The organism is Wenzhouxiangella sp. YN9 (assembly GCF_056324165.1).
In genome coordinates this window covers 19428-34811 of the sequence record NZ_JBJNIP010000041.1, presented here as the reverse complement: position 1 = coordinate 34811, position 15384 = coordinate 19428, and the positions used below count along the sequence as shown (strand labels likewise).

15 protein-coding genes and 1 pseudogene are annotated in these 15384 nt (G+C 64.8%); 14 read left to right on the top strand and 2 right to left on the bottom strand.

Annotated features, from left to right (window positions below; all coding sequences use genetic code 11):
* Nucleotides 1-96 precede the first annotated feature (96 nt).
* The 14 genes and pseudogenes from rpsB to rnhB form a co-directional block, all read left to right on the top strand.
* Nucleotides 97-828, top strand: a pseudogene (rpsB, locus tag ACEWQ0_RS00455) (30S ribosomal protein S2); the annotation flags it as partial.
* Nucleotides 829-1168: 340 nt separating this feature from the next.
* Complete coding sequence (gene tsf, locus ACEWQ0_RS00450) at nucleotides 1169-2041, top strand: translation elongation factor Ts (protein WP_476482740.1); 873 nt, start codon at nucleotides 1169-1171, stop codon at nucleotides 2039-2041.
* A gap of 62 nt (nucleotides 2042-2103) precedes the next feature.
* Nucleotides 2104-2820 (top strand): UMP kinase, encoded by a 717-nt coding sequence (gene pyrH, locus ACEWQ0_RS00445; protein WP_476484156.1) that lies wholly within the window; start codon nucleotides 2104-2106, stop codon nucleotides 2818-2820.
* A gap of 75 nt (nucleotides 2821-2895) precedes the next feature.
* Nucleotides 2896-3453: a ribosome recycling factor gene (frr, locus tag ACEWQ0_RS00440; protein WP_476482742.1), complete on the top strand. Its 558-nt coding sequence runs from the start codon at nucleotides 2896-2898 to the stop codon at nucleotides 3451-3453.
* A 7-nt stretch (nucleotides 3454-3460) separates the two neighbouring features.
* The gene (uppS, locus tag ACEWQ0_RS00435) at nucleotides 3461-4189 is read left to right on the top strand and encodes a polyprenyl diphosphate synthase (RefSeq protein ID WP_476484155.1); all 729 of its coding nucleotides are present in this window, start codon (nucleotides 3461-3463) and stop codon (nucleotides 4187-4189) included.
* A complete protein-coding gene (locus ACEWQ0_RS00430; RefSeq protein ID WP_476484154.1) occupies nucleotides 4182-5000 on the top strand; it encodes a phosphatidate cytidylyltransferase in 819 nt (272 codons plus the stop codon). The genes uppS and ACEWQ0_RS00430 overlap by 8 nt, the downstream gene beginning before the upstream one ends.
* 147 nt (nucleotides 5001-5147) lie before the next feature.
* Nucleotides 5148-6536 (top strand): RIP metalloprotease RseP, encoded by a 1389-nt coding sequence (gene rseP, locus ACEWQ0_RS00425; protein WP_476484153.1) that lies wholly within the window; start codon nucleotides 5148-5150, stop codon nucleotides 6534-6536.
* Between the two features lie 59 nt (nucleotides 6537-6595).
* Nucleotides 6596-9046, top strand: coding sequence for an outer membrane protein assembly factor BamA (bamA, locus tag ACEWQ0_RS00420; protein WP_476482746.1), 2451 nt, complete (start codon nucleotides 6596-6598; stop codon nucleotides 9044-9046).
* A gap of 12 nt (nucleotides 9047-9058) precedes the next feature.
* The gene (locus ACEWQ0_RS00415) at nucleotides 9059-9622 is read left to right on the top strand and encodes an OmpH/Skp family outer membrane protein (protein ID WP_476484152.1); all 564 of its coding nucleotides are present in this window, start codon (nucleotides 9059-9061) and stop codon (nucleotides 9620-9622) included.
* A gap of 19 nt (nucleotides 9623-9641) precedes the next feature.
* Complete coding sequence (gene lpxD, locus ACEWQ0_RS00410) at nucleotides 9642-10658, top strand: UDP-3-O-(3-hydroxymyristoyl)glucosamine N-acyltransferase (RefSeq protein WP_476482748.1); 1017 nt, start codon at nucleotides 9642-9644, stop codon at nucleotides 10656-10658.
* A 33-nt stretch (nucleotides 10659-10691) separates the two neighbouring features.
* Nucleotides 10692-11159, top strand: a complete 468-nt coding sequence (fabZ, locus tag ACEWQ0_RS00405; protein WP_476482749.1) for a 3-hydroxyacyl-ACP dehydratase FabZ — start codon at nucleotides 10692-10694, stop codon at nucleotides 11157-11159.
* Nucleotides 11156-11926 carry an acyl-ACP--UDP-N-acetylglucosamine O-acyltransferase gene (gene lpxA, locus ACEWQ0_RS00400; RefSeq protein ID WP_476482750.1) on the top strand — a complete coding sequence of 257 codons (771 nt, stop codon included), beginning with the start codon at nucleotides 11156-11158 and terminating at the stop codon, nucleotides 11924-11926. Before fabZ ends, lpxA begins: the two co-directional genes overlap by 4 nt.
* A 10-nt stretch (nucleotides 11927-11936) precedes the next feature.
* Nucleotides 11937-13097, top strand: a complete 1161-nt coding sequence (lpxB, locus tag ACEWQ0_RS00395) for a lipid-A-disaccharide synthase (protein WP_476482751.1) — start codon at nucleotides 11937-11939, stop codon at nucleotides 13095-13097.
* The gene (gene rnhB, locus ACEWQ0_RS00390) at nucleotides 13084-13671 is read left to right on the top strand and encodes a ribonuclease HII (protein ID WP_476482752.1); all 588 of its coding nucleotides are present in this window, start codon (nucleotides 13084-13086) and stop codon (nucleotides 13669-13671) included. The genes lpxB and rnhB overlap by 14 nt, the downstream gene beginning before the upstream one ends.
* A gap of 20 nt (nucleotides 13672-13691) precedes the next feature.
* On the opposite strand, the gene ACEWQ0_RS00385 is transcribed toward rnhB, so the two are convergent.
* Together ACEWQ0_RS00385 and ACEWQ0_RS00380 are read right to left on the bottom strand one after the other, a co-directional pair.
* The gene (locus tag ACEWQ0_RS00385; RefSeq protein WP_476482753.1) at nucleotides 13692-13961 is read right to left on the bottom strand and encodes an acylphosphatase; all 270 of its coding nucleotides are present in this window, start codon (nucleotides 13959-13961) and stop codon (nucleotides 13692-13694) included.
* Between the two features lie 99 nt (nucleotides 13962-14060).
* Entirely contained in the window at nucleotides 14061-15338 is a 1278-nt protein-coding gene (locus tag ACEWQ0_RS00380) for a virulence factor BrkB family protein (protein ID WP_476482754.1), read from the bottom strand.
* Between the last annotated feature and the right edge of the window lie 46 nt (nucleotides 15339-15384).

Sequence of the window (15384 nt, the reverse complement as noted above, 5' to 3'; positions counted from 1 at the left end):
GCGGAGGCCCAAACCCCGGACAAATCGCGTTCCGCCGAGCCGACCCGAAACCATACTGCGGGCGGGCGTCTTGTCCATGAAAAATGGAGTACTACCATGCCTGATGTCACCATGCGCCAGATGCTCGAAGCCGGCGTTCATTTCGGTCACCAGACGCGTTACTGGAACCCGAAGATGGCCCCCTACATCTTCGGTGCTCGCGGCAAGATTCATATCATCAACCTCGAAGAGTCGCTGCCGCTGCTCAAGGAATCCCTGAATTACCTCAGCGGACTGGCCGCCCGACGCGGCAATATCCTGTTCGTTGGCACCAAGCGCGCGGCCAGCACGGCCATTGCCGAAGAAGCGCAGCGCTGCGGCATGCCCTATGTCTCACACCGCTGGCTTGGCGGCATGCTGACCAACTTCCGGACCGTGCGTGGCTCGGTCAACCGCCTCAAGGAGCTTGAGGCGATGGAGACCGACGGCACGTTCGAAAAGCTGGTCAAGAAGGAAGTGCTCGACCTCACCCGCGAACGCGACCGCCTGGAGCGCAGCCTGGGAGGCATCAAGGACATGAACGGCCTGCCCGATGCCATGTTCGTGATTGACATCGGACACGAATCAATCGCCGTGGCCGAGGCCCGCAAACTGGGCATCCCCGTCGTTGCCGTGGTCGACACCAACCACAGCCCGGACAACGTCGACTACGTGATTCCGGGCAACGACGACGCCATTCGCGCCATTCGTCTCTACACCCAGCTGGCCGCCGACTCCGTTCTGGAAGGCCGGGCTTCGGTGCCGCAGCCGGGTGAAGGCGACGCCGACGAGTTCGTCGAGCTCGACGCCGAAGGCAACCCCATCCAGGCGGCCAGCCCCGGCAAGAAGGCGGTAACCAAAAAGACCGCCAAGAAAAAGACGACCGCGCGGGCCGAGCCCGAAGAAAGCGCGGCCGCAGCGCCGACGGCCGAGGCACCGACCGAAGCCGCTGAGCCCGCTGACGAGGCAGCCGCCGCAGCCGACGCCCCGGCCGCTGAAGCCAGCGACGAAGGCGAAGCCAAGGCTGCCAAAACGGCAAGCAAGAAGAAGGCCGCCAAGAAAAAAGTGGTCAAGAAGACTGCGGTCAAGGCTGACGACGAAGACAGCGAGTCCTGATCGAATCCGATTTGCAAGGAGCTTTGAAAGAGCAATGAGTATTTCCGCATCACAAGTCAAGGAACTGCGCGAGCGCACCGGCGCCGGCATGATGGAGTGCAAGAAAGCACTGGTCGCCACCGAGGGCGACATGGACGCCGCCGTAGAGCAGCTGCGCAAGAGCGGCCTGGCCAAGGCCGAGAAGAAGTCCGATCGGGTGGCCGCCGAAGGCGCGGTGGTCATGGCCGAGTCCGGCGATCAGGCGGCCCTGGTCGAGATCAACTGTGAAACCGACTTTGTGGCCAAGGACGACAACTTCCGCGGCTTTGCCGAAGAAGTGGCCGGCCTGGCCCTGACGGTCGACGACGACGAGGCCCTCAACAAGGCCACCATGGCGGGCGGCTCGACGGTCGCCGAATCAGCCAAGCAGCTCGTCGCCAAGCTGGGCGAAAACATTCAGGTACGCCGCATGGCCAAGCTTTCAGCCGCGGGCGGCACTCTGGGTGGCTACATTCACGGTGGCCGGATCGGCGTACTGGTCGCCCTGGAAGGTGGTGATGAGGCGCTGGCCCGCGACCTGGCCATGCACATCGCGGCGCTCAATCCGGCCTATCGTGACATCGAGGACGTGCCTGCCGAGGTCATGGAAAAGGAAAAGCAGATCCTGGTGTCCCAGGCCGAGGACAGCGGCAAACCGCCCGAAATCGTCGAAAAGATGGTCAGCGGACGCCTCAACAAGCACCTCGCCGAGATCACCCTGACCGGCCAGCCCTTCGTCAAGGACGGCGACCAGACGGTAGGCAAGCTGCTCAAGAGCAAGGATGCCTCGATCAAGGACTTCGTCCGCCTCGAGGTGGGCGAAGGCATCGAGAAGCAGGAAGACGACTTTGCCGCCGAGGTCATGGAACAAGCCAAAGGCAGCCAGTAGAAATGCCTGCAGGCGCCAGCCGGCGCTCGACCAACCGACACTACAGGGAGTAACCGCTGACCATGAACGAGACCACCCACTACAAAAGGGTTCTACTCAAGCTCAGCGGTGAAGCCCTGCTTGGCGAACTCGATTACGGCATCGATCCCAAGATTTCTTCGCGCATTGCCAGCGAGGTAGCCGATGTTGTCGCCGCCGGCGTCCAGATCGGCATCGTGATCGGTGGCGGCAACATCTTTCGCGGCAAGGGCCTGGCAGCCTCGGGCATCGATCGCATTACCGGCGATCACATGGGCATGCTGGCCACGGTCATGAACGCCCTGGCCCTGCAGGATGCGCTCGACAAAGCCGATGTGACCACTCGCGTCATGTCGGCTGTTTCGGTGCGCGATGTCTGCGAGGACTACATCCGCCGGCGCGCCGTGCGTCACCTTGAAAAGAATCGCGTGGTGATCTTCGCCGCCGGCACCGGCAACCCCTTCTTTACCACCGATACGGCAGCGAGCCTGCGCGCCGTCGAGGTCGGTGCCGAACTGATGATCAAGGCCACCAAGGTGGACGGCATCTATTCGGCCGACCCGATCACCAACGCCGAAGCCACCCGCTACAGCCGTATCAGCTACGATGAGGTCATCGAGCGCAAGCTCGAGGCCATGGATGCCAACGCCATCGTGCTGTGTCGCGAGCAGTCCATGCCGATCCGGATTGTCAACACTCATCGTCCGGGTGAGCTGGGCCGGATCATTCGCGGCGAAGACGTGGGCACGCTGGTGAGCTGACCCTGCACCGGAAGATGCAGACTGCGCCGCCACTGCCAGGCTCAATCACAGGTTCTCACTATTCAAGGTAAGGCCATGCTCAACGAGATCAGAAAGGATGCCGACGCGCGCATGCAGAAAAGCGTTGCCGCGCTGGTGAATGAACTCACCAAGATTCGCACCGGCCGGGCCCACCCCAGCCTGCTCGATCACATCACGGTCGACTATTACGGCGTTCAGGCGCCGCTCAATCAGGCCGCCAACGTCAGCATCGAGGATGCGCGCACGCTCAGCGTGGTGCCGTTCGACAAGTCCATGGTGCCGACGATCGAAAAGGCCATCATGACCTCCGATCTGGGCCTCAACCCAACGACAGCAGGCAGCAATATCCGCGTGCCGCTGCCGGCCCTCAACGAGGAGCGCCGCGCTGAGCTGGCCAAGGTTGTCCAGGGCGAGGGTGAGCACGCCAAGATTGCCATTCGCAACATCCGCCGTGACGCCAACCATCAGCTCAAGGAGTATGAAAAGGAAAAGGAGCTGTCAGAGGATGACGTCCGGCGCGGCGAAACGCAGGTTCAGGAATTGACCGATAAATATGTCGGTCAGGTCGATGACCTCGTCGCGGAGAAAGAACGGGAGCTGATGGAAATCTGAGGTCCCCTTGTCCGATTCCGCCTCCGTTCCGGCCCACGTTGCCATCATCATGGATGGCAACGGTCGCTGGGCGTCTCGCCAGGGGCAACCGCGCTCGGTCGGCCACGAGGCCGGGTCGGACGCGCTCAAGCGCACCATTCAGGCGGCGCTCAGTCACCGCATTCCGGCGCTGACCGTCTACGCCTTTTCAAGCGAAAACTGGAGCCGACCGAAATCCGAGGTGCGCACACTGCTGGATCTGTTCCTGCGTGCGCTCAACCGTGAAATTCGCGAGCTCGACGACCACGGCGTGGCGCTGCACTTCATCGGCGATCGCTCGGCCTTCAGCCGCACCCTGCGCGAGGGCATGCTGCGGGCCGAAAAGCGCACTGCCGGCAACGCGGCGCTGCGGCTCAACGTGGCGGTCAACTATGGCGGCCGCGCCGACATCGTGCAGGCGGCCCGCGCACTGGCCCGACAGGCAGCCGAAGGCGACTGCCAACCCGAATCGATCGACGAACAGCGCTTCGCCGCCATGCTCACGTCGACGTCCAACTCGCCCCCGGATCTGTTCATCCGCACCGGTGGTGAACGCCGGTTATCCAATTTCCTGCTCTGGCAGCTGGCCTATACCGAACTCTACTTCACCGATGTTCTGTGGCCCGATTTTGGCGCAGAACACTTTCGCGCCGCCCTGTCGGATTACGCCCGCCGCGACCGCCGCTTTGGCGGCCTCAGCCAGGTAAAAAGTGCTTAGACTGCGCGTTGTCACCGCCGTGGCCATGGCCATCGTCGGCCTGTTGAGCGTCTTCTTTCTGCCGCCGGCGGCATTCGCCGTGCTGGCGGGTGCGGTGCTGCCGCTGCTGGGCGGCTGGGAGGCCGCTCGGCTGGCAGGCATCGACCAGGCGGCGGGGCGCTGGCTCTACGCCGTTGGCCTGGGTGCTCTGGCGTTCATGGTGCATGCCCTTGCCCTGGAGCCTGGCTGGCTGCTGCTGGCCGTTGGTCTGCTGTGGCTGCTCAATCTGGCCTGGCTTTCGCGGCCGGGGCTTGGCCGGTCACAGGCACCCGCGATAATCGTTTTCAAGCTGATCGTGCTCGGCGCCATTCTGCTCGCCGCCTGGCTGGGTCTGAGTCTGCTGCAGGCGATTTCGCCCTGGTGGGTATGCCTGCTTCTGACCACCATCGCCGCGGCCGACACCGGCGCCTACTTCAGCGGCCGCCATTTCGGCGGCGCCAGGCTCGCGCCTACCATCAGCCCCGGTAAAACGCGATCGGGCGCGCTGGGCGGGCTGCTCGCCGCCGCCATCCTGACGCCAGTCGCGGGTGCGCTCTTCCCTCTCGGGCCTTTCAATCTCTTCGGCCTTGCCGTGCTGGCCTGCGGCATTGCCATCATTTCGATGGGCGGCGACCTGTTCATCAGCCTGCTCAAGCGCCAGCGCGGCCTCAAGGACACCTCGGCACTGCTGCCCGGCCATGGCGGCATTCTCGATCGCTTCGACAGCATGTCGGCGGCGGTGCCCTTCTTTACCCTGGCGGTGCTGCATGCCGCCAACACTGGGCTGCTCTGAGCCTGCGGCACAGCAAGCGGACACGGCCATTCACGGGCGCGCCTTGCAGGCCGCCCGCTCTGCTTGGCGACAGAGCCCGCCCACAGCCGGTACAATGTCGCGCTTGACTGAACGAACACTGCTACAGTCGGCAACCTGCCGGCTCGGATGAGCGCCCCGATCATGCTCGATATTCTCGGTCCCCTGCTCTGGCTGGCCGTCGCACTCGGCCTGCTGGTGACCTTTCACGAATTTGGCCACTTCTGGGTGGCCAGGCGCGCGGGCGTGCGTGTGCTCCAGTTCTCGGTCGGGTTCGGCCCGGCATTATGGTCGCGCACCGCTCGTGACGGGACCGAATACCGCATCGCCGCCATCCCGCTGGGCGGCTTCGTGCGCATGCTCGACGAGCGCGAAGCGCCCGTCGCCGCCGGAGAAATCGACCAGGCCTTCAATCGCAAGCCCCTGGGCCAGCGGATGGCCATTGTCGCCGCCGGCCCGGCCTTCAACTTCATCTTTGCCCTCGCCGCTTTCTGGCTGATGTTCGTGGTTGGCATACCTGAAACGCGGCCGGTGGTCGGCGAGGCCACGGGCATTGCCGCCGAAGCCGGGCTGGAGCGCAAGGATCTGATCGTTCAGGTGGGCGACAAGACCACCGAAACCTGGACCCATGTGTTGCTGGCGCTGATGCCGCGCGCGCTCGATGGCGACAGCGTCAAGCTGGTCGCCGAACGCCCAGGCGGCAGTCGTCGCCCGCTCGTTCTGCCGCTTGATCAGCTGCCGACCGACTTTGACGAGGCACGCACGCTCGAGGCCATCGGGCTGGTGCCCTGGCAGCCGGATCTGCCATCGGTAATCGGCGAAGTCAGCGCCGATACACCCGCCGACCGCGCCGGACTCAAGGCGGGTGACCGGATTGTCAGCGTCGCCGGCGAGGCCGTGAGCGGCTGGCGTGATGTCGCCCGGCTGATCCCGGCCCACGGCCTGGATGACAAGAATCGGGCGCGCGAGTTGAGCCTGAAGATCGAGCGCGACGGCAGCCGCCGCGAGCTGAGCCTGACCCCGGAACTGCGCCAGGGCCGAGCGGTGATCGGCGTGCAGTCACCGCCACCCGATGCGGCCGTGCGCAAGGACATGGAGCGCGCCTTCACGGTGCTGCGCCACGGCCCGGTCGAGGCCGCAGGCCAGGCCTTTGCGGAAACCGGTCGGCTCACGGCGGCCACTTTCGGCATGCTCGGCCGGATGATCACCGGCAGCGCCAGCCTGCGCAACCTCTCTGGCCCGATCACGATCGCGCAGATGGCGCAATCTTCGGCACAGCTGGGATTTTCCCGATTTCTGTTCTTTCTGGGCCTGATCAGCCTTTCGCTTGCCATCATCAACCTGCTGCCGATTCCGATCCTGGATGGTGGCCACCTGATGTATTACCTTGTGGAGCTGGTCAAGGGGTCTCCCGTGTCCGAAAGAACGCAGGTTGTGGGCCAGTATCTCGGCATGCTCATGGTCGTGGGACTCATGGGCCTGGCGATATTTAACGATCTGTTACGCGTTTTCTCATAAACTGCAGCACGCCCTGAGCACAGGATCATGCTGAAACACCCAACCGGAACGCACCCGACATGAAACGAATCTGCCTGCTGCTGATGCTGCTCGCCGTCACCGGCCTCGCGTCAGCCGAGACATTCCGCATCAGCGACATCCGGGTCGACGGGCTGCTTCGGCTTTCCGAAGGCAACGTCTTCAGCTACGTGCCGATCGAAGTCGACGACACGATGACGCCCACCCTGGCGCGCAGCACCATCCGCGATCTGTGGGAAACCGGATTCTTCAACGACGTCAGCCTCTCACGCGAGGGCAACGTGCTGGTCATCACGGTCGAGGAGCGCCCGGCCATCTCGTCTGTCAGCATCACCGGCAACAAGCAGATCAAGAACGAGGATCTGATGCCGGCCCTGGCCAATATCGGCATTGCCGAAGGCGAGATCTTCAACAAGCTCGAGCTCAGCCGCGTGCGCCAGGAAATGATCCGGCAATACTACAGCCGCGGCTACTACGCCGTGGAGGTCGAGGCCAACGTCGATGAGCTCTCGCGCAACCGGGTCGATCTGAGCATCGAGGTCGAAGAAGGCTCGCAGGCGCGTATCCGCCATATCAATATCGTCGGCAACGAAACCTATACCGAAAAGGAGCTCCGCGACGACTTCGAGTCCGACAGCAAACTCGGCCTGTTCTTCTGGCGCGGCGCCAACAAGTACACGCGGGAAAAGCTCTCCGGCGACCTCGAGACCTTGCGCTCGTATTACCTCGACCGCGGCTATCTCGACTTTTCGATCGAATCCACCCAGGTCTCGATCAGCCCGGACAAGGAGGACATTTTCGTCACCGCCAATATCCGTGAAGGCGAGGTCTACACGATCAGTGACGTTGTTCTGACCGGCGAGATGATCCTGCCCGAGCCGACCATGCGCAGACTGGTCGTGATCGAATCCGGCGACATGTTTTCGCGCAAGCGCGTCGAGCAGAGCATCGAAAACATCACCAGCGTACTGTCCAACATCGGCTACGCCTTCGCCAACGTCAACCCGGTGCCGAGGGTCAACCGCGACACCCTGGAAACCGAGCTCAACTTCTTTGTCGACCCGGGCAAGCGGGTTTACGTGCGCCGCATCGAGTTTCAGGGCAACACCCAGACCAAGGACGAGGTGCTGCGCCGCGAAATGCGTCAGTTCGAAGGCGCCTGGTTCTCCCAGGCGGCCATCGACCGATCCAAGCTCCGCCTGCAACGGCTGGGCTATATCGACAATGTCAACGTCGAAACACCGGCCGTCGAAGGCACCGACGACCAGGTCGACGTCATCATCAGCGTCGAGGAGCAGCCTTCGGGCAGTTTCCAGATCGGCTTCGGGTACTCACAGATTCAGGGCCTGATCACCTCGATCTCGGTGCAGCAGAACAACTTCCTCGGCTCGGGCCGGCGGTTGGGCTTTTCGGTCAGCCGCAGCAGCATCTACACCCAGGCCGCCGTCAACTACACCAACCCCTACTACACCGACGACGGGGTCTCGCGCGGATTTTATGCCCAGTACACCGAGTTTGATCAGGGTCGGGCCAACATCTCGTCATTCTCCACCAGTCAGGCGGCCGCCGGGGTCAACCTGGGCTACCCGATCTCGGAAGTCGACTACCTTCGCTTCGGCATGGGCGTGCAGCAGGTCGACATCAACATGCGCGGCGGAGCCTGCCTGATCGATCCTGACGCCGATCCGGATGACCCGGACAATTTCCGCTACTGCATTCCGGCCGAGCGGCCACTGGCAATCACGCTGGACAAGAACCTCGACGGTGAGCTGTCCTCCAGCGAGCGCCGCGTGACCACCTACCGCATGAGCGGCACCTGGTCCAGAGACAGCCGCAACCACTACCTCAACCCGACCCACGGTTCGCTGCACCGCCTGGGCGGTGAAGTGGCCCTGCCCGGAAGCACGCGGGAGTTCTACCGCGCCAACTATCGCTTCCGCAAGTACTGGCCCATCGGCAGCAGCGGCATGGCATTCAGCGTCAAGGGCGACCTGGCCTATGGTGATTCCTACGACAACTACGACCGCGACCTGGGCATCGAACCGGTCGAGCCGGAGCTGAAGGAAAACCTGCGCCGCAGCTGCCAGCTCGACGAGGTGGTCACCTACGACGCCGGCCTGCCCTTCTACGAGCACTTCTACGGCGGCGGCGTGTCCGACATTCGCGGCTTTGACGACAACTCGCTGGGCCCCAAGGATTCGTTCTGTCGCTCAGTCGGCGGTGACTTCAAGGTCATCGGCGGTGTCGAGCTGGCCTTCCCCCTGCCCAACATCCAGGCCAGCGGCACTCGCCTGGCCTGGTTTGTCGACGTCGGCAACGTCTACCGCGACTTCGACAGCTTCGAAACCGACCTGCTGCGGGCCTCCACTGGCCTGTCCCTGACCTGGCAAGCGCCGGTCGGGCCGATTATCATCAACGTAGCCACACCTCTGAAGAAGCGCGATGGAGACCGAACCCAGGTCATACAGTTCTCCTTTGGCAACACCTTCTAGCCTTGAGCGGGCATGAAACGGGCGGGAGTATTCAAGGCCATCACCGGACCGCGCGTTCGGCTGTTCGTGCTCGCGGCAGCGGTACTGGTATCTGCCGCTGCCCTCGGGCAGGATTTGCGCATCGGCTACGTCGACATGAAAAGGCTGTTTGAATTTGCGCCCCAGGTCGTCGACGCGCGCGAAGGTCTCGACCGCGAGTTCAGCCCCCGCAACGAGTCGCTGCTGGCCGATGAGGCCCGCCTCGAACGGCTGGAAGCCGAGCTCGCCGAAGCCGTGGATCTGCGCTCGGAAGAGCGTTTTGAAAAAGAGCGTGAAATCCGCAACCTGCAGCGCTCCATCGAGCGGCGACGCGAGGACCTGGCAGAGGAGCTGCGCTTTCGCACCAACGCCGAAAAAAAGGCGCTCGAGGAAACCATCGAGGTTGCCGTGCGGCAAGTGGCAGAAGCGGGCGATTTCGACCTGATCCTGACCAGCCCGGTGGCCTACGCCTCCAACCGCATCGACGTGACCGAGCGCATCCTGCGCTGGCTCGAAGAGGACTTCCAGAGCCAGCAGCCACAACAACACAGCCAGTAACACTCATCCGGAAGCGCGTATGCACACCACCACGCTCAAGGCCCTGGCCGACCGCTTTGACCTGCGGCTTCGCGGCGACCCCGACCATCGCGTGAGCTCGCTCGCCACGCTGGCGCACGCCGGGCCGGAAAACGTCAGCTTTCTGGCCAACCCGGCCTATACCGCGCAGCTGGCCGACTGTCGCGCCGGTGCGGTCATCATCGCCGAGCCGCTGGCCGGGCGGTGGCAGGGCAATGCCTTGATCAGCGACAACGTCTACGCCAGCTGGGCGCGCGTCGGCAGCTTTCTGCATCCACAGAAAGCCGCCCGCGCCGGCATCGACGCCATGGCCGCGGTTGACCCCGGGGCTCAGGTCGACGCAACGGCCAGCATCGGACCCCATGCCAGCATCGCTGCCGGCGCCCGAATCGAGCGCGATGCCGTGATCGGGCCGGGCTGCGTCGTCGGCGAAGGCGCCGTCGTCGGCGAGAGTACTCGCCTTGTCGCGCGCGTTTATCTGGGGCCCGACTGCCGCCTGGGCCGGCGCGTGCTGGTGCACCCGGGCGCGGTGATCGGCGCCGACGGCTTTGGCCTGGCCATGGAGGCCGGCGAGTGGATCAAGGTGCCGCAGCTGGGCGCGGTCGTGGTCGGCGACGACTGTGAGATCGGCGCCAATACCACCATCGATCGGGGCGCGATCGAAAACACCGAGCTGGCCGAAGACGTGCGTCTGGATAACCAGGTCCAGATCGCCCACAATGTGCGCATTGGCGCGCATACCGCCATTGCCGGCTGCGTGGGCATTGCCGGATCGACCACGATCGGACGCTATTGCATGGTTGCCGGCGCCTGCGGCATCGGCGGGCATCTGAGCATCTGTGATCAGGTGGTGGTGACCGCAATGAGCACGGTGCTCGAATCGATCACCGAGCCCGGAGAATACGGCTCCGGCATCCCGGCCCGGCCCCACGCGCGCTGGAAACGAACCCTGGTCCGGCTGGGGCAGCTTGACGACTGGGTGCGTCGCCTGCGCCGGCTGGAGCGTAATTCATCCTGAACAATCATTTCCGAACGACAAAGCCATCAAACAATGAATGACTCCCCGCAGGTAGACATCGAGAAAATTCTTGAACTGTTGCCCCACCGCTACCCTTTCTTGCTGGTCGATCGGGTGCTGGAATACACGCTCGACAAACCGCCGCGCATCCGGGCACTGAAGAATGTCAGCATCAACGAACCCTTCTTTCAGGGTCACTTTCCGGGGCACCCGGTCATGCCCGGCGTGCTGCTGCTCGAGGCCATGGCTCAGGCCGCCGGCTGCCTGGCGCATCTGGCGCGCGCGGCGACCGGCGGTGACAACCGGCTCTACTATCTGGTCAAGATCGACAAGGCCCGATTCACCCGGGTTGTCGTGCCCGGCGATCAGCTGATCTTCGAGGTTACCGAAAAACGGCTGATGCGCAATATGGGCATCTATGAAGCCACCACGCTGGTGGACGACAAGCCGGTCGCCAGCGCCGAGCTCCTGTGCGCCGCACGTCCCGACCCGACGCCATGATCCACCGCACCGCCATCATCGAAGAAGGCGCGCAGATCGGCAGCGATGTCGCCATTGGCGCCTACAGCGTCATCGGGCCACAGGCCGTCATCGGCGACGGCTGCTGGATCGGGCCGCATGTTGTCATCGGCGGGCGCACCAGCATCGGCAGCAACTGCCGCATCTACCAGTTTGCGTCCATCGGTGAAGCTCCACAGGACAAGAAATACGACGGCGAAGACACCGCCGTGGAGATCGGCCGTGACAACACCATACGCGAGTATGTGACCATCAACCGCGGCACCTCCGACGACGTTGGCGTGACCCGCATCGGCGACGACAACTGGCTGATGGCCTACTGCCACATCGCCCACGACTGCCAGGTGGGCTCGCACACCACCTTTGCCAATGGCGCCACCCTGGCCGGCCACGTGATCGTTGGTGACTGGGTGATCTTCGCCGGCTACTCCGGCGCCCATCAGTTCTGCCGTATCGGCGCGCACGCTTTTCTGGGCATGTACGGCGGCGTCAACCTGGACGTTCCTGCCTACGTGATGGTTTCCGGGCAGCCGCCGCGACCGCGGGGCATCAACGCCGAAGGGCTCAAGCGCCGCGGCTACAACAGCGCGCAGATTCGCAACATTCGCGAGGCCTACCGCCTGATCTACCGCAAGGGCCTGCCGCGCGAAGAGGCCGTCAACGAACTGCGCGCACGCGCGGGCGAGCAGCCCGAGCTGGAGCTGATGATCGCGTCGATCGAAAGCAGCCAGCGCGGCTTGCTGCGCTGAAACTGCCAGCATGAACGACCGCCCTCCGCGGATCGTGCTGGTCGCCGGCGAAGCCTCCGGAGACACTCTGGGAACCAGCCTCGCCCGACACCTGCGCGAGCAGCGGCCCGATATCGAGCTGGCCGGCGTGACCGGCGAGGGCATGCGCGCCGCAGGCGTCGACACCTGGTTCGATCTCGACGAGCTCAACGTCATGGGCCTGACCGAGGTGCTGCGCCACCTGCCGCGGCTGTTCCGCTTCCGCCGCACGCTCAGACACCGGATCCTGGCCTGGCAGCCGGACGCGTTCGTCGGCATCGATGCTCCGGACTTCAACCAGGGCCTCGCGCGCCAGCTCAAGCGCCGCGGGCAGCGCACGGTGCATTACGTGGCCCCGACCGTCTGGGCCTGGCGCCCCGGCCGAGCCGCCTCGGTGGCGCGCGCCACCGATCTGCTGCTGACACTGTTTCCCTTCGAGCCCGCGCTGTTTCGTGCCCACGGCCTCAATAGCTGTTTCGTCGGCCACCCGCTGGCCGACGACATTGCAGCCTCGCCGCTGCTGTTGCAGCGCCAGCAGCGCGCCGACCGGCAACGCGGCGCTCACATTGCCCTGCTTCCCGGCAGCCGGCGCGGCGAGATCGAAAACCATGCCCGCCTGCTGGCGGAGACCGCCCTGTGGCTGCGACAACAGCGCCCGGACCTGAAGCTGACCATGCTGCTGGCGCGCGCGGCTCAGCGCGATCAGGTGCAGGCGCTCGCCGGGCCGGAGCTGGCCAGGGCCGGGGTGCAGCTGGTCTGCGAGCGCACGCGTGCCGGCCTGGCCGCGGCCGACGCCGCGATATCGGCTTCGGGCACGGCCACGCTTGAAGCCTTTCTGCTCGAATGTCCGCTGGTGGCTTATTACCGCCTGGCAGCGCCCACCTACTGGCTGCTGCGCGGTCTGCGCCTGGTACGCTCGCAGTTCATCGCCCTGCCCAATATTCTCCAGGGATGCGCCCTGGTGCCGGAGTTCGTGCAGGCACAGGCACGCCCCGAGGCGCTGGGTCGCGAAGCGCTGGCCTGGATCGACGATCCGGCCCGCCTCGATGCCTATCGACAGGCCGCCGCCGGCTGCCGCAACGAACTTGCCGCCGGTGCCGGTGAGAACGCCGCTCGTGCCCTGCTGGAGTTGATTGACCATGATCGGCGCTGATATCTGCAGCGGACCGATTGCCGGCGTCGACGAAGCCGGCCGCGGCCCCCTGGCCGGCCCGGTTGTGGCCGCCGCGGTGGTTCTGGAGCGCCGACGGCCCATCAATGGCCTGGCCGACTCCAAGCAACTCAGCCCCCGGCGGCGCGAGGCGCTGGCCGAGATCATCCGCGAGCGGGCGCTGAGCTGGGGGCTGGGCGTGGTCGAGCCGGCTGAAATCGATCGGGTGAATATCCTCCAGGCCACTTTTCTGGCCATGCGCCAGGCGCTCGACGCGCTCGCGCTTGAGCCCGTGCTGGTGCGAGTCGACGGCAACCGCGCCCCGCCGCTGCCCTGGCCTGCCCAGGCCGTGATCGGCGGCGACCGCATCGATCGCGCCATTTCTGCGGCCAGCATCCTGGCCAAGGTGCACCGGGATGAACTGATGCTCGCCGTGCATGCGCGCTGGCCCCAGTATGGTTTCGACCGCCACAAGGGCTACCCCACGGCGGCGCATCTGGCCGCGCTGGAACAACACGGCCCCTGCCCCATCCACCGAACCAGCTTTCGCCCGGTGCGCCAGACCAGCCTGTTCTGAACCCGGCGCGGCAACACGCTTCAGCCGGTGGTGAAACCCGCAGGCACGTTCGCGGGCGCTGCGGTCCGCACCAGTTCGTCGACGCGCGCCGCCGGTGGGCCATGGGCAAGCCAGGCCTCGAGCTCTTCGAGCGCCGAAACCGGACCGGCAGCAACAACTTCCACGCGGCCGTCGGGCAGATTCACGGCATGTCCGGACAGACCCAGCGGTTCGGCCTGCCGGCGCGTCGATGCGCGAAATGAGACGCCCTGAACGCGTCCGCTCACCAGCCACTTTCGTGTTTCAGTCATGAATACCCATCCTCTGCGTTATCATTTTGTCGTGCACCCGCTGGCCGCCCCGGCCACCGTCAGCACCCGCAAGTGCCGCTGCCGAAAGCCTGGAAGGCTTCATGAAGCATCTTCCGGCTGGAACTTGAGCAGCGCCTTGATCGACCGATTCAGGGCCGGAGCACCGACCACGTCGATCGACTCCAGGCAGTTGACCAGCGCGCGATCCCAGTGACTGTCGATCGGAATCGACTGCAGCTCGCCAATCGGCAGTATGAACGGCCCGGCGCGGTAGAGCTGTGCCAGGGTGACATCTTCCAGATCGGTCGACAGCAGCCAGTCGCCACTGTCGTCGGGATGGATGAAGCCAGCGCGGTGGAACCAGTCGAGGATGCGCCCGATCTGCGCGTCTCCGGCGGCACGCTCGCGCGCCAGCAAATCGGCCTGCGACAGAACACGCCCCTGTCGTTGCGCATGCCAGAAGTGACCCAGCAGCCGCAGCGCCAGCACCAGCTCGTGGCGGCTCGACCAGTGCCATTCGCTGCTGCGGTAGTTGAAGGTGGTCAGCGCGGCAGCCACGCTGGCGCCCAGAAGCACCACCACCCAGGAGACGTAGATCCAGACCAGAAAGATCGGCACCGCAGCGAGCGCACCGTAAAGCTTTTCATAGGTTGGAAAGTGCGTCAAATAGAGCACGAAGCCGTGCTTGGCCAGCTCGAACAACAGCGCCGACAAAAAGGCGCCGGCCAGCGCGTGGCGCAGCAACACCCGACGGTGGGGCACCACCATGAAGACGAGCGTAAAGCCGATCAGCGCGACCAGAAACGGCGCGAGGTTGAGAAACAGCGCCTGCATGGCGCTGCGGACCGCTTCAGGTGCAAGCGCGGGCACGGCGGCCAGATAGGAGGTCAGCACCAGCGAAGCCCCCATCAGCAGCGGGCCGAGGGTCAGCACCGACCAGTAGGTGAGCAGCCTGCCGATGATGCCGCGCGGCCTGGGCACCCGCCAGATGCGGTTGAGGCTGCGCTCGATGGTGGACATCAGCAGCAGGGCGGTCACGATGAGAAACAGGGTGCCGGCGCCGGTCAGCTCGGCTGTGCGCTCCACGAACTGATTGAGATGTTCCTGTACCGCGTCACCGGCCGCCGGCACAAAGTTGGTGAAGACATAGCTCTCGACCTCATTGGCCCACTGGTCAAACACCGGGAAAGCAGAAATCACGCCCAGCATGACCGCCATCAGCGGCACCACAGCCAGCAAGCTGGTGTAACTCAGGGCGGCGGCCGCCTCGAGCGAGCGATCGTCGCGAAAATGTCGCCACAAGTGAGCGCCGAACGCGCGCAGCCAGCCGCTGTCGATCAGGCTGGCAGGCCAGCCGCGGGATGTCTGCGTTGACACCCCGGACTGAACGGGTACGCTACCCTTCCCTTCGTGTCGAGACTTG